Genomic DNA, 13770 nt, shown 5'->3' with positions numbered 1-13770 from the left:
TCACGAGTCAGATGTGCAGTTGGCTCTAGCAGTGCAAATTTGCAATAGTTTGACAAATGCAGGTTTTTCGCTTGAAGCGGTTGAAATTTCACCTAAAGAAAGGACCTCATACTCCACTTGGCAGTGGAAGTTGAGGTCCTTTTGCTCGATTTTTGGGCTGTTCCCGTACGATACGAACGCTTGGGACAGTCTCATCTTTGCGTAGCAGCGGTCCTGCCTACACGCCCTTTTGCAGCAGATTCCAGCGGTATACATATTCGAACAAAAATTCGAACGCTTCCAGGTGGCGTTTCGCTTCAAAAGCGTTGGCGCCCCATGCGTAAATGCCGTGGTTGCGCAGCACGATGCCGGGAATGCGCGGCACGATCGCGCCTTCGACCAGCTCGGCGATACGCGGGATTTCGGCGTAGTTGGGCAGGACGGGAATTTCGATGCGGGCGTTTTCTTCCCAAATGTTAAAGCCTTTGATCAGCTCGACGCTGTCGACGGGAATGCGGCCGCGCTCACCGTAAAGTTCGGAGACCAGGTTGTTGAATACGGTATGCACATGAAAAACAGCGCCTGCGCCGGTCAAACGGTAAATCTCGCAATGGATCAACGTTTCTGCGGACGGCTTCAGGCTTGTCGTCTCGATAGGCTGTCCTTTTTCGTTGACGAGCAAAAAATCTTCCGGCGTGGATACGGATTTGTCCTTCCCGCTCGCCGTAACGGCGAAAGCGAACGCCTCGGGGTTAAATTCCCCGACGCGGATCGACAGGTTGCCGCTTGTAGCGGGGAACCAGCCTTTTGCGGCCAATCCCGCCTTGATGCCGCTCAGCTCCGCAAATGCGCGCTGCTTGTCTTCCAAACGAATGCTCATGCTTCCGGTTTCGCCTCCAACTTTTCGATAATATCAAAAAACGTTTCAAACGGATCATACGGGTAGTTGCGCTCCCGGCATAAATCGATCAGGTGAGATCTGGCAAAAATCGTATCCGCCAGCTGCGCACCCGCAAAATCCGTAACGCTGTCGCCGATCAAAATCCGCTCGTAGCGCTCAGGATCGTACGCCCGGATGATGCTCGTTTTGCACATGCCGCAGCCTCCGGTGCAATGCTCGTCACAGGCATGGGGCCACAAAATTTCGATAGTGTCGCCCTCAAACGAGCTGGCGTTGCAGTATATATGCTCTGCCGGTATCGGAAAAGGCTTCAGCAGCGGGTATATGAAGAAATCGATGCCACCGCTAGTCACGAGCAGCGTAATGCCCTGCGCTTTGCAGTAATCCACGAACTCGCGAAAGCCGTCGCGGATGACGGCGTTATGAATCGCATAATCGACGATTTCCACTTTGCGGGCGGTCGGAAGGAGCGCGAACATGGCGCCGACGCCTTCCTTGATGGATACCTTCCGGTCGATGATTTTGCCGACCCAGTCTTCCCAGCCCTCCGGCTTGAAATGCTTCATGATCGCTATAATGTTGTCGTTAACTGTAATCGTTCCGTCAAAGTCGCAAAAGACGATGCGTTCTTTGCTCATTCTCTGATCCCCCAAACGTCGATGGCGGCTTGCAGCTCCGGATGCGAAAGGGCATAATCGCGAAGCGAAATGCTTTGCAGGGTGGCGTCGATCGCCTGCCGGAAAGCTTGTCCGCCGGCAATGGCGCCCATCGGATGCCCGTGGATGCCGCCGCCCGCGTTGACGACTACATCGGTGCCGAAATCACGCAAAATGAGCGGCACCAGCCCGGGATGAATGCCTGCGGACGGCACAGGGAAGCTGGGAGCAAGCTGTGGCTCGGGCTCAGCCGCTTGACCATACATGTAATCCCGGCCGAGGTCGCGAGTCAGCAGCACGTGCTTGATGGCCAGGTTCTCTTCCCGCGGCATGACGACGGAGCCGTAGGGGGAAGGGAACAGGACCAGGTCCGCCCCGGCGATCCGCAGCAGCTTGCCCAGCAGGAGGGAAGCGGAGATGCCGTAGTGAGGCGACGGATACAAAGCTCCGGCCATCGCCGGGTGGGCCATGATCGGGATATTGATCTCGGGGTCCGAGCTCAGCGCGTGCAGCACGTCGAAGCCGTAGGCGAGCACGTTGAACAAAAGCGCGTTGGCGCCTGCGCGAATCGCTTTTTTCGCCTGGTTGGCCAGTTCCAGCGTAGGGCCGGTCAAGTTGACGGCATAGAGCAGCTTTTGCCCCGTTTCTTTGGAAGCCTGGGCAGCCGCTTCGAGGCAAACCTCAATGCGTTTTTCCAGCGGAGTGAGCGGGTTCTCAAACAAAATTTCGTCATCCTTGATCAAATCGACGCCGCCGGCCGCTTGCAAATAAAACTGCTCGCGGAGAGCCGGAAGCTCGTAGCCGACAACGGATTTGAAAATGCTCATAAGCAGCGGCCGGTCGTGCACGCCGAGCAAATTGCGGACGCCTTCCATGCCGAATTTCGGGCCGGCAAAGCCGGAGAGAAAGCCGGGGGAGAAGGAAAGGTCGATCAGCTTGATTTTGCCGTCCATCGACAGCTTGCCGAACACCGTTACGAGCAGAGCCGGAATGTCCCGGCTGTAATTGACGTCCGGATAAGCAATCTGAATGTCGGCGTACCGTTCGGACGATGCGCTGCCGGCGGAAGGCTCGTACACCTGCACCGACACGACTTTACCCAGATGCTTTTCCATTTGCGCTTTTTGCGCTTCGGGCAGCTCGGTCCAGCTGCCGACCGTCAGGCCGACGGCGATGCCGGTCGCTTTTTTATGAAAGTCGGCTTTCTCGTCGAAGCACCGGTAAGTTGCTAAACAATATGTGCTCATAGTGATCGTTCACCTGCTTTAATAAAATGTTACACCGATTTGGTGCCGGTGGGAGCGGCGATTAGCTCGCCCATCTCTTTGGTCCGCTCAGCCGAGCGGAATACGGCGCGTACGATGCCTTCGCTGAATTGATGGCGATCCAGCGCCTCGATGGCCGCCTGCGTCGAGCCGTTCGGCGAAGTGACTTTGCGGCGCAGCTCGGCCGGATCTTCCCCGGTATGCTGCACCATGCGCGCTGCCCCGAGTACGGTTTGCAGCGTCAGCCGCAGCGCTTCCTCGCCGGAGAGCCCGCCTTCAATCCCGGCTTTGGTCATAGCCTCCATGAAGTAGTATACGTAAGCGGGACCGCTGCCGGATACGCCGGTGACGATCTCCATCCTCGACTCCTCGACGACACTCACGATGCCGATGGATTCAAACATTTCGATCGCCAGCCGCTGGAGCGGGTCGCTTACGCTGCCGGAGAAGCTCATGCCGGTAACGCCCATGCCGATCGTGCTGGAAGTGTTGGGCATCGTGCGGACGATCGGCATGGCGGTTTGCAGTAAAGCTTCCGTCTTGGCGATGGAAAGCCCGGCAATGACCGAGACAAGCATTTGCCGTTCATTCAGCAGAGGCTGCAGCTCCATAAAAGCCGTCTCCACGTCCTTGGGCTTCATGCAAAGCACGACGATATCGGCTTCGCGGATGTAGGATTCGCGGGTTAACGGGTCGGAAGTAACCTGCACGCCGTATTGGCTGCGAATCCGCTCCAATTTTGCCTGATCGGAACGGTTCATTACATAAATGTTTTGCGGATCGGCGACTTTTTGCCGGGTAAGCCCGCGAAAAATCGCTTCCGCCATCGAGCCGGCGCCGACAAAGGCGATCCGGGATTGATACAAGGCAGATGTCATAATCGTATTTCCTCCTTAAGTAGCTGGCTGTGCAAGTGCTGGCCGTGCAGCCAGGCTGCCTTTATGAGACAACCCGCGTTTGCCGATTATTCCCGGATTTGTCCGTTTCCATAAATACGGAACTTGGTCGATGTCAGAGCAGGCAGTCCCATAGGTCCGCGTGCGTGCAGCTTTTGCGTGCTGATGCCGATCTCTGCGCCAAAGCCGAACTCGAAGCCGTCGGTAAAGCGCGTTGACGCGTTATGATACACGGCCGCAGCGTCCACTTCCTGCAAAAACCGTTGGGCGTTCGCCGCATGTTCCGTAATGATGCATTCGGAATGCATGGTGCCGTATTTTTGAATATGAACGAGCGCTTCGTCCATGTTTTGCACAATTTTCACGTTAAGAATGTAGTCGCCGTACTCCGTTCCCCAGTCCTCTTCGACGGCTTCTTTCATCGACGGCACGATCGAATGTGCGCGCTCGTCGCCCCGCAGCTCCACGCCTGCCTCCCGGAAAGCTTCGGCCAGCGCGTTCAAATGGCGGGAGGCGAAAGCCTCGTGCACAATCATCGTTTCCATGGAATTGCACACCGACGGACGTTGGGCTTTGGCATTGATCACAATGGGAATGGCCATCGCGAGATCGGCACTTTCGTCTATAAAAGTATGACATACGCCCGCTCCGGTTTCAATGACGGGAACGGAAGCGTTCTTGACTACATTTTGAATGAGGGAATGGCCTCCCCGCGGGATGAGCACATCGATCAGGCCGTTCAATTTCAGCATCTCGTCGACCGAGGAACGATCGGAGCTCAAAATGAGCTGGAGCGCATCGACCGGTATCGCCGAACGGCTTAAAGCGCCGTGCAGCACCTCAACGATTTTTTCGTTGGAAAAAAGAGCGGAGGAGCCGCCGCGCAGCACGACTGCGTTGCCGGTTTTGAGGCACAGGCCCGCCGCATCCACCGTCACGTTGGGGCGCGCTTCGTACACAATCCCGATCACTCCGAGCGGGACGCGGATTTTGTGAATGCGCAGGCCGTTCGGGCGGTCGAACGTTTCCAGCGTATCGCCGATCGGGTCAGGCAGCTCCGCGATTTGGCGCAGTCCTTCGGCAATCCCGGCAATGCGCTGTTCATTCAGTGCAAGACGGTCGAGCAGGGAGGCGCTGGTGCCGGATTCCCGGCCGCGCTGCAAATCTTTGGCGTTCGCTTCGATAATCGCCTGCTGCTCGGTTACAAGGGCATCGGCCATAAGCAGCAGTGCCGCGTTTTTTTGCTCGGTGGTCAAATTGGCCATCGTTTGGGCGGCTTGCTTGGCAAGTCTGGATTTGGCTACAACTTCACTCATGCGTAAAAACCTCCTGTTTGAAAAAAGTTTGCAAACGGGGGAGCAGGCTCGCTGCCTCCCATTCGTACTGCGCGCCGCTCCGGCGCTCTTTGCATTCCACGATGCCTTCGGCGGCTTTTTTGCCGACTGTAATCCGCATCGGCATCCCGAGCAGATCGGCATCGTTGAACTTGACGCCCGGGCGCTCCTCGCGGTCGTCCCACAGCGTGTCGATACCTGCCGCCGATAAAGCCCGGTACAGTGCTTCCGATACGTTCATCTGTACTTCGTCCAGGGGATTGACCGTTACGAGATGGACGGCAAACGGGGCGACCGCTGCGGGCCACACAATGCCCCGCTCGTCGTGGTGCTGCTCGACAATCGCCGCCAGCAGCCGCGAGACGCCGATTCCGTAGCACCCCATAATCATCGGATAATCGTCTCCGCTTTCGTCTGTAAAAACGGCTCCCATAAGAGCGCTGTATTTGGTGCCCAATTTGAAAATGTGGCCGACCTCGATGCCTTTCATAAATGAAAGTCCGCTTTTGCAGCGTACGCACAAATCGTGCTCTTTAACCAACCGCAGGTCGGCGTAGCTCAGAACTGGCAAATCGCGTTCCGGACATATATGCCGGACATGATAATCTTTGCGATTGGCGCCGGCGATGGCGTCCGTTATACCCCGGAGCGATTCGTCGGCCAGCAGACGGATGTCCGGAAGGCCTAGAGGGCCGATAAAGCCGGCGTGAGAACGAAGCTCATTTTCGATCTCCGCTTCGGACAGCATTTCAATGCTATCCGTGCCGAGCTGCGTTTTAAGCTTGATTTCATTCAGCTCGTCATCACCGCGCAGCAGCACGACAATCGGTTCCCCGTCCGCCTTGAGGGCGATGGATTTAATGATCTGCCGAGCTTCAACGCCAAGATGTTCGCAAAGCTGCGCGATGGCCGTGATCCCGGGCGTATAGACCGGTTCGGGGGCATGCGGGGAAGCGGGCTTCCCGCTAAGGCCTGCCGCCGGCTGTGCCGATTGCAGAGCGGCGGCTTTTTCAAGATTGGCGGCATATCCGCAGTTGGCGCAGTGAACAATCGTATCCTCGCCGATTTCGGCCAGTGCCATAAATTCGTGCGTATCCGTGCCGCCGATCGCTCCGGAATCGGCTTCGACAGCGCGGAACTGCAGCCCGCATCCGGTGAAAATACGGACGTAAGCGTCGTACATGCTCAGGTAGCTTTTGTCAAGTCCGTCCGGCGTCCGGTCGAAGGAATAGGCGTCCTTCATCAGAAACTCCCTGCCCCGGAGCAGGCCGAAGCGGGGTCTGCGCTCATCCCGGAACTTCGTTTGGAACTGGTATAAGAGCACCGGCAATTTTTTGTAAGTTTGTATGTCGTCCCGGACTAGAGCGGTAATGACTTCTTCATGCGTAGCGCCTAAGGCAAAAGAACGCCCGTTGCGGTCTTCGAGCCGCATCAGCTCAGGACCGTACAAGTCCCAGCGGCCCGATTCTTTCCATAATTCGGCAGGATGCAGGGCGGGCATCAGCATTTCCTGTGCGCCTGCAGCATCCAGCTCTTTGCGGACGATGGCTTGAATCTTATGCAGCGCCCTCAAGCCCAGCGGCAAGTGCGAATAAATGCCGCTGGAAAGCTGCCGGATCAGACCTGCGCGAAGCATAAGCCGATGGCCGGCCGTTTCCGCATCCGCAGGCGTATCGCGCAGCGTGCGGTTGAACAAAAGCTGCTGTCTCATACGTAAGACCGGCTCCTTTCTTTTTTTACTGCAGCGGCACCCACTCATCCCGGTGGATGACTTCGATTCGTGCGACCTCGACGCGCCTTTGCACCTCGTCGGTCGATAAGCCCGCGGCGGCCTGCACCTGCCAGGCGGCGTAGTTGACGACGCCGCGGCCGAGCGGCGTCCCGTCGGCGGCGATCACTTCGACGACGTCGCCGGGGTGAAACTCGCCGCTGGCGGCCGTGATGCCGGCAGGGAGCAGGCTTTTGCCGCCGGAGATCAGGGCGTTCATCGCCCCGTCGTCGACGGTGATTGTGCCTTGGGGCAGCGAGAGGAAGCCGACCCACTGCTTTTTGACCGGCAAGTTATCCAGCGACGTGTCGAAGTAAGTGCCCTTGCCCCGTCCTTCGACGGCAAGGGGCAGATCGTAGGGCTCGAGTACACGCCCTACGAACACGGGCACGCCCCCTAGCATCGCGATGCGGGCGGCCTCGACCTTGGAGCGCATGCCGCCGGTGCCTACGGCGCTCCCCGAGCCTCCGGCGATGCGGTACAGCTCATCGCTGATTTGATCGACGCGCTCAATGCGCTGCGCGTTCGCGTTTTTGCGCGGGTCGTCCGTATACAAGCCGTCCGTATCGGTAATGATGATCAATCGGCCGGCCCGCACCAGATTGGCGACGAGCGCCGACAACTTGTCGTTGTCGCCGAATTTGAGCTCATCCACCGAGACCGTGTCGTTCTCGTTGATGATCGGCACGACGCCGCGCTGCAGCAGCTCGTCGATCGTCATCAGCGCGTTCTGCACGCGCTTCCTGTTGGAGAAGTCGTACCGGGTCAGCAAAATTTGCGCCACGCTGATGCCGTAGGCCGCAAACGCTTCATGGTACGACTGCATAAGCAGCGCCTGGCCGACAGCGGCCGCGGCCTGCTTCTCATGCAGCGCCTTCGGCCGCGTGCTGTAGCCGAGTGCCGTGAAGCCCGCGGCTACAGCGCCCGACGTAACGAGCAGCACCTGAAAGCCGTCCTGCTGCAAGCGGGCCAGCTCGGCGGCGAAGAAACGAATTTTATCCGGATTTAAGCCGCCCGTATCGGAAGTTAATGAACTGCTGCCGATTTTGACGACGATTCGCTGTGTCATAGAGATCCCATCCTTTGGTTCGATATACATAAAATGCAAAAAGACTTCCGCCCTCATAACAATAAGGACGAAAGTCTGCGGCTTCCGCGGTACCACCTTAGATTGGCGCATGGCGCGCCCAACTCTGGAATCCCTCGTAACAGGAAGGGGACTGTTCAACTCATCGTTGACCGTTCAGGGGCGGGTTCGAAAACCGGAATGCGGCAAGCTCTCTCAGCCGGTGGAGCCTGCTCTCTGCGTCGCGTCGCGCGTTTTCTACTATTCCCATCATAACGTTGGATATGTCGGAAGCGATGATGCCACCGCTAATTTTCTTTATAGGATAGCACGCTGTACAATCGTTTGTAAAGGATTGTATGTCTGAAGATTTTATGAAGCGGCCCTGGCGGACGACGCACCAAAACAGCTCCGCCCGCCGGACTCCTAGCCAAACAAATTCAGCTTGCCGATCCGCTGTACAGCTTCTTCCAGCCGGGCTTCCGTCGACAGCAGCCCGAGGCGCACATAGCCTTCGCCGTGCGTGCCGAAGCCGATGCCCGGGGCTACGACGACCTTGGCTTCCTGCAGCAGCAGGTCCGCAAGGCTGGCCGAGGTGTGGCCTTTCGGCACCGGCAGCCAGGAGAAGAACGAGCCCTGCGAAGGGCGGGCGTTCCAGCCGATGGCGCCGAGCGCGCGGAAAAGCGCGTTGCGCCGGCTTTCGTACACGTCCCGGAGCTGTGTGACGCATTCCTGCGAAGCGGTGAGCGCCGTTGCAGCCGCGGCCTGGATGCCGCCGAACAGCGAGCAGTAATAGTGGTCCTGCATCAGGTTGATCAAGCGGATGATTTCCCGGTTGCCGAGCGCGAAGCCTACGCGCCAGCCGGCCATGTTGTACGTTTTGGACAACGTGTAAAATTCAACGCCGACTTCCTTGGCTCCCGGCGTCTGCAGGAAGCTGACCGGCTGCTGGCCGTCGAAGCCGATGGCGCCGTAAGCAAAATCGCTCGCCACGACGATGCCGTGTTTTTGGGCGAATTCGACTGTCTCCCTGTAAAAGGATGCCGGAGCGGTAGCGCCGGTCGGATTGTTCGGATAGTTGACGAACATCAGCTTGGCGCGGTTTAGGTCGGACGCCTTGAGCTGCGTGTAATCCGGCAGGAAGTTGTTGTCCTCCTTCAGCGGCATGAACGCCATCTCGCCTCCGGCAAGCGCGACCCCGGACCAGTAGTCGGGGTAGCCCGGGTCTGGCACAAGGCATACGTCGCCCGGATTAAGCAGGCATTGGCTGATTTCGATCAGCCCGGTTTTGCCGCCGAACAAAATGGCGACTTCGGTCTCAGGGTCGAGAACGACCCCGTGGTCTTCTTTGTAGCGCTGCGCGACCGCTTCCTTCAAAAACGGAAATCCGCTGAACGGCGGATATTTATGATACAGCGGGTTGGCCGCCGCTTCCTGCATCGATGCGACGATGTGGGGCGGGGTCGGACGATCGGGATTGCCTTGGCCGAGGTTGATGACATCGTGGCCCTGGGCGATTTGCTCGTTCGCCTTGCGGACGAGCGTCGCAAAAAATTGCGTCGGCAGACCGAGCATGCGCTCGGCAGGTTGTATAGTGAACGACGCTTGAGCTTGCGAAAAATTGGACATCGTTAATTCACACTCCGGAGGTCGGGATTTATAGGATACTTTTAATGTAACACGATTGTCCTTTCGATGAAAGCTATTGTTATCATCCCGATTAAAAAGTTGGAATTTACTTCGCCGCACGGTTGCTCTAAAGTTAAATTAAATCTATGGCGAAAGGCGTTGAGGCGCTATGAATCCGTCCAATCAGGTGTCAGAAGTATTTTTGCGCGAAACGATCCGCACGTTTGAAAGCATGAAAAAGCTTGCCGACAAAGCGATGGCACAGCTCGAAGACGAACATTTTTACATGACGCCGGACCCGGAGTCCAATTCGCTGGAAATTTTGATCAAGCATATGCATGGCAATATGCTGTCCCGCTGGACGGATTTTTTGACGACGGACGGGGAAAAGGGGACGCGGAACCGGGACGCCGAGTTCGAGAGCGGACAGCTTGATCGGAGCGGCCTGCTTAAGCTGTGGGAGGAAGGCTGGGCGGCGCTTTTTCAGGCGCTGAGGGCTTTAACTCCGGACGATGTGCTGCGCACGATTACCATTCGCGGGGAAGCGCACTCGGTGCTGCAAGCCATACAGCGTCAGGTTTCCCATTACGGGTATCACGTCGGGCAAATGGTGTTTCTCGCCAAGCATTGGGCCGGCGGCGGCTGGACGACGCTCAGCATTGGGAGAGGACAGTCCAAAGCTTTCAAACCGCATTGAAGAACGCGCCTTCTTCGTCTAATATAGATACAAAAGTACAGGAGAGGGGACTTTAATCAGTATGCAGGACAACCGTACCTTGCAAATTGCACTGCTGCAAATGGATATCGCGATCGGCGAGCCGGAAGCTAATTACGCCCGTCTGGAAAAGCTTCTGAACGATGCGGTATCCGCGGAAATCAAGCCTGACGTGATCGTTTTTCCGGAAATGTGGAATACGGGCTACGCGCTCGACCAAATTCACGAGCTGGCCGACCGGGACGGAGCGCGCACGAAAGCTCTGCTCAGCGGATTCGCCAAAGCGAACCGGGTCAACATCGTCGGGGGCTCCGTTGCGGACAAGCGCGGGGACAACGTGTACAACACGATTTACGCTTTCGACCGTCAGGGTGAAGATATGGGGGAATATTCCAAAATTCATCTTTTCCGTCTGATGGACGAGGAAAAATATTTGCACAGCGGCGATTCCGTTGGCCGGTTCGAGCTTGAGGGCGTGCCGGCGGGCGCGATGATCTGCTATGACATCCGCTTTCCGGAGCTTTCGCGCAAGCTGGCGCTGGACGGTGCGCAAGTACTGTTCGTGCCGGCCGAATGGCCGCATCCGCGGCTGCACCATTGGCGTACGCTGCTCATGGCCAGAGCCATCGAGAACCAGATGTACGTTGTTTCCTGTAACCGTGTTGGCGTCAGCGTCACGACGAGCTTTTTCGGCCATTCGATGGTCATTGATCCATGGGGAGAAGTGCTTGTCGAAGGCGATGAAAACGAAGCGATCCTGCGGGCATCGATCGATTTGAGCGAAGTGGAGCGCGTGCGGAAGAAGATCCCGATTTTTGAAGACCGCCGTCCGCAGCTCTATTAGCGGCTCCTTGGGCCATTGGCGGGATGTCCGAACGTGGCTTCCGACCGGCTGTTCGTCCGACAACACCACGGACACCGCCGGCATCACGGTATTTGATTTTTTTCGCCATTTTTTGTAGACTAGAAGTAATTTCATGAAAGTTATGGCAATGATGGATCAATAGTACTTGAACAACTTCGTGTTCAGCGAGCTGGGGATGGTGGAAGCCCAGACAGAAGATCAAGGAAAAGGCAATCCGGAGTCATTTGGATAAAGGGGATGCGCCGGCTTCAATCTATTCAGGGCGTATCAACTAGGGTGGAACCGCGGGTGCGTAAGGCTCTCGTCCCTAGGCATTGTTTGATGCCTTTGGATGACGGGCTTTTTCTTTTGCCCGGACGTCCATGGCGTCGCCGGAAAGCCGATTTTTATTTTTGGACTGATGAAGGAGAGAATTGGAGCAATGAGCGTAACGATGGAGCAAGTTGTGGCGTTAGCCAAACACAGAGGTTTCGTATTTCCCGGTTCGGAGGTATATGGCGGTCTGGCCAACACTTGGGACTACGGTCCGCTGGGCGTAGAGTTGAAAAACAACATCAAACGTGCATGGTGGAAAAAATTTATTCAGGAATCGCCGTACAACGTCGGACTGGACGCCGCTATTTTGATGAACCCGCAAGCATGGGTCGCGTCGGGCCACGTGGGCAATTTCAACGATCCGATGATCGACTGCAAACAGTGCAAGGCGCGCCACCGGGCCGACAAATTGATCGAAGGCAAGCTGGCTGAAAAAAATATCGAAATGATCGTCGACGGCTTGTCCTTCGCCGAGATGGAAAAGCTGATCAAAGAGCACGATATCGCCTGCCCGGACTGCGGCAGCAAAGATTTTACGGACATCCGCCAGTTCAACCTGATGTTCAAAACGTTCCAAGGCGTGACGGAGTCCAGCGCCAATGTCGTCTATCTGCGTCCGGAAACTGCGCAAGGCATTTTTGTCAACTTCAAAAACGTACAGCGCACCATGCGCAAAAAGCTTCCGTTCGGCATCGGCCAAATCGGCAAAAGCTTCCGCAACGAGATTACGCCGGGCAACTTCACTTTCCGTACCCGCGAGTTCGAGCAGATGGAGCTCGAGTTTTTCTGCAAGCCCGGCGAAGACATGAAATGGTTCGAATACTGGAGAAGCTTCTGCCATAACTGGCTGCTGTCTCTGGGCGCCAAAGCGGACAATCTCCGCCTGCGCGACCACTCCGACGACGAGCTGTCGCACTACAGCAACGCAACGACGGATATCGAGTACAAATTCCCGTTCGGCTGGGGCGAGCTTTGGGGCATCGCCGACCGTACGGATTTCGACCTGAAACAGCACATGGAGCATTCCGGCGAAGATTTCAACTATATCGATCAGGAAACGAACGAGCGCTACATCCCGTACTGCATCGAGCCGTCGCTCGGCGCTGACCGCGTCACGCTGGCGCTGCTGATCGACGCGTTCGAGGAGCAGCAGCTTGAGGGCGACGACAGCCGCACTGTGCTGCATTTTCATCCGGCGCTGGCGCCGATCAAAGCGGCGATATTCCCGCTGTCGAAAAAGCTCGCTGAAGGCGCGCAGCAAATTTTCGCCGATCTCGCGAAACATTTCATGGTCGATTACGACGATGCCGGCTCAATCGGCAAAAGATACCGTCGTCACGACGAAATCGGCACGCCGTTCTGCATCACCTACGACTTCGAGTCCGAAACCGACGGCCAAGTAACCGTACGCGACCGCGACACAATGGAGCAGACGCGGATGCCGATCAGCGAGCTGAAAGCGTTCATCGAAAGCAAACTGCAATTTTAATTGCCGGCTCGGTTGTACCGTGACAACTCCTGTGTACCGCGACGTCCCCCGTGTACTGTGACGACTTCCGTATACCGTGACGACTTCCGTGTACCGTGACGACTTCCGTGTACCGTGACGACTTCCGTATACCGTGACGACTTCCGTATACCGTGACAACTCTGCTGTACCGCGACAACTCCGCTGTACCACGACTACTCCCGTGTACAGCGACTACTCCCCTGCACCGCGCCAATTGACGCGAGGCAGGGGAGTTTTGTTTTTAAATGACGAAGTCTAGTATGTCGCAGAAAGGCGCGTAGCGTTTCGTCTGCCACAGCGGCGGGGAGTACACGTGCAAGGAGACGGCGGGCTCGCGGCTCGGATTGGATAATTGATGAATCTGTCCCGCAGGAGCTGTGAAAAACTGCCCTTCGCGGATACGATCCTCAGACCGTGCGATCGGAAAACGCCCCTGCTCCAGGGCGAAGCTTGTGTTCAAAAGCTCTCCCGCAGCCAAGTAAGCGGCGCCTACAGATTCGCCATGGTCGTGAATCGCGGTAGCCTTGTGGCCGGGAATATGGATCACGACCACTTCCAGCTCGCTTGTGCCGTAAATCGGGTTCCGCCCGTAAGGAAGCTGCACCGGCTCCGATTTGTAATCGGGAACTGTATGCAGCAGATGATTCAGCGATTGCAATGCCGCTGTCAGTTCTTCCCTGTCGGGCTGCTGCAATTTGCAGAATACCTGCTCAATTGTTTGAATCAATTTCATCTTGCCTTCCTCCTAAGAAATAGACTAGTACAGCATCAGTCTTTAAATTGTGGATAAAGACGTTTTAATTTGATCCGGGCGTCAGAGGTAGTAAACTGCCAATCGACTCCCTTTTGACTCGAGTTGCGACCTTGCTCC

At 56.7% G+C, this 13770-nt stretch carries 12 protein-coding genes; 3 read left to right on the top strand and 9 right to left on the bottom strand.

Translation table 11 applies throughout. The features are described from left to right. Positions 1-217: 217 nt before the first annotated feature. The 8 genes from mtnB to AC0LWT_RS11295 form a co-directional block, all read right to left on the bottom strand. On the bottom strand, positions 218-859 hold the full coding sequence (gene mtnB / locus AC0LWT_RS11330; RefSeq protein WP_474681357.1) for a methylthioribulose 1-phosphate dehydratase: 642 nt from the start codon (positions 857-859) through the stop codon (positions 218-220). Next, complete coding sequence (locus AC0LWT_RS11325; protein WP_474681356.1) at positions 856-1518, bottom strand: 2-hydroxy-3-keto-5-methylthiopentenyl-1-phosphate phosphatase; 663 nt, start codon at positions 1516-1518, stop codon at positions 856-858. The genes mtnB and AC0LWT_RS11325 overlap by 4 nt, the downstream gene beginning before the upstream one ends. After that, positions 1515-2783, bottom strand: coding sequence for a 2,3-diketo-5-methylthiopentyl-1-phosphate enolase (locus AC0LWT_RS11320; RefSeq protein WP_474681355.1), 1269 nt, complete (start codon positions 2781-2783; stop codon positions 1515-1517). The genes AC0LWT_RS11325 and AC0LWT_RS11320 overlap by 4 nt, the downstream gene beginning before the upstream one ends. A 29-nt stretch (positions 2784-2812) precedes the next feature. Then, on the bottom strand, positions 2813-3679 hold the full coding sequence (proC, locus tag AC0LWT_RS11315) for a pyrroline-5-carboxylate reductase (protein WP_474681354.1): 867 nt from the start codon (positions 3677-3679) through the stop codon (positions 2813-2815). A gap of 86 nt (positions 3680-3765) precedes the next feature. Further along, positions 3766-5013, bottom strand: coding sequence for a glutamate-5-semialdehyde dehydrogenase (locus tag AC0LWT_RS11310; protein ID WP_474681353.1), 1248 nt, complete (start codon positions 5011-5013; stop codon positions 3766-3768). Beyond that, positions 5006-6742 carry a proline--tRNA ligase gene (locus AC0LWT_RS11305; protein WP_474681352.1) on the bottom strand — a complete coding sequence of 579 codons (1737 nt, stop codon included), beginning with the start codon at positions 6740-6742 and terminating at the stop codon, positions 5006-5008. Before AC0LWT_RS11305 ends, AC0LWT_RS11310 begins: the two co-directional genes overlap by 8 nt. A gap of 25 nt (positions 6743-6767) precedes the next feature. After that, positions 6768-7868, bottom strand: coding sequence for a glutamate 5-kinase (proB, locus tag AC0LWT_RS11300; RefSeq protein WP_474681674.1), 1101 nt, complete (start codon positions 7866-7868; stop codon positions 6768-6770). Between the two features lie 423 nt (positions 7869-8291). Then, on the bottom strand, positions 8292-9494 hold the full coding sequence (locus AC0LWT_RS11295; RefSeq protein ID WP_474681351.1) for a pyridoxal phosphate-dependent aminotransferase: 1203 nt from the start codon (positions 9492-9494) through the stop codon (positions 8292-8294). A gap of 169 nt (positions 9495-9663) precedes the next feature. Between AC0LWT_RS11295 and AC0LWT_RS11290 the strand changes: the two genes are divergently transcribed. The 3 genes from AC0LWT_RS11290 (at position 9664) to AC0LWT_RS11280 (ending at position 12878) form a co-directional block, all read left to right on the top strand. Continuing rightward, positions 9664-10191 carry a DUF1572 family protein gene (locus AC0LWT_RS11290; protein ID WP_474681350.1) on the top strand — a complete coding sequence of 176 codons (528 nt, stop codon included), beginning with the start codon at positions 9664-9666 and terminating at the stop codon, positions 10189-10191. 61 nt (positions 10192-10252) lie between these two features. Beyond that, positions 10253-11053 carry a carbon-nitrogen family hydrolase gene (locus AC0LWT_RS11285; RefSeq protein ID WP_474681349.1) on the top strand — a complete coding sequence of 267 codons (801 nt, stop codon included), beginning with the start codon at positions 10253-10255 and terminating at the stop codon, positions 11051-11053. 442 nt (positions 11054-11495) lie between these two features. Beyond that, entirely contained in the window at positions 11496-12878 is a 1383-nt protein-coding gene (locus tag AC0LWT_RS11280; RefSeq protein ID WP_474681348.1) for a glycine--tRNA ligase, read from the top strand. 262 nt (positions 12879-13140) lie between these two features. Here AC0LWT_RS11280 and AC0LWT_RS11275 read toward each other — a convergent pair whose 3' ends face one another. Further along, positions 13141-13632 carry a cysteine dioxygenase gene (locus AC0LWT_RS11275; RefSeq protein ID WP_474681347.1) on the bottom strand — a complete coding sequence of 164 codons (492 nt, stop codon included), beginning with the start codon at positions 13630-13632 and terminating at the stop codon, positions 13141-13143. Positions 13633-13770: the final 138 nt, after the last annotated feature.

Source organism: Paenibacillus sp. sgz302164, assembly GCF_056120505.1.
The sequence above is the reverse complement of the archived record's forward strand: the minus strand, read 5'-3'. Positions and strand labels throughout refer to the sequence as shown.

Excerpts from the sequence above, each read along its gene's own strand:
- AC0LWT_RS11285 (WP_474681349.1), top strand. The coding sequence starts at position 10,253 with ATGCAGGACAACCGTACCTTGCAAATTGCACTGCTGCAAATGGATATC.
- mtnB (WP_474681357.1), bottom strand. The coding sequence starts at position 859 with ATGAGCATTCGTTTGGAAGACAAGCAGCGCGCATTTGCGGAGCTGAGC.
- AC0LWT_RS11325 (WP_474681356.1), bottom strand. The coding sequence starts at position 1,518 with ATGAGCAAAGAACGCATCGTCTTTTGCGACTTTGACGGAACGATTACA.
- AC0LWT_RS11275 (WP_474681347.1), bottom strand. The coding sequence starts at position 13,632 with ATGAAATTGATTCAAACAATTGAGCAGGTATTCTGCAAATTGCAGCAG.
- AC0LWT_RS11290 (WP_474681350.1), top strand. The coding sequence starts at position 9,664 with ATGAATCCGTCCAATCAGGTGTCAGAAGTATTTTTGCGCGAAACGATC.
- AC0LWT_RS11305 (WP_474681352.1), bottom strand. The coding sequence starts at position 6,742 with ATGAGACAGCAGCTTTTGTTCAACCGCACGCTGCGCGATACGCCTGCG.
- AC0LWT_RS11295 (WP_474681351.1), bottom strand. The coding sequence starts at position 9,494 with ATGTCCAATTTTTCGCAAGCTCAAGCGTCGTTCACTATACAACCTGCC.
- proC (WP_474681354.1), bottom strand. The coding sequence starts at position 3,679 with ATGACATCTGCCTTGTATCAATCCCGGATCGCCTTTGTCGGCGCCGGC.
- AC0LWT_RS11320 (WP_474681355.1), bottom strand. The coding sequence starts at position 2,783 with ATGAGCACATATTGTTTAGCAACTTACCGGTGCTTCGACGAGAAAGCC.
- AC0LWT_RS11280 (WP_474681348.1), top strand. The coding sequence starts at position 11,496 with ATGAGCGTAACGATGGAGCAAGTTGTGGCGTTAGCCAAACACAGAGGT.
- AC0LWT_RS11310 (WP_474681353.1), bottom strand. The coding sequence starts at position 5,013 with ATGAGTGAAGTTGTAGCCAAATCCAGACTTGCCAAGCAAGCCGCCCAA.
- proB (WP_474681674.1), bottom strand. The coding sequence starts at position 7,868 with ATGACACAGCGAATCGTCGTCAAAATCGGCAGCAGTTCATTAACTTCC.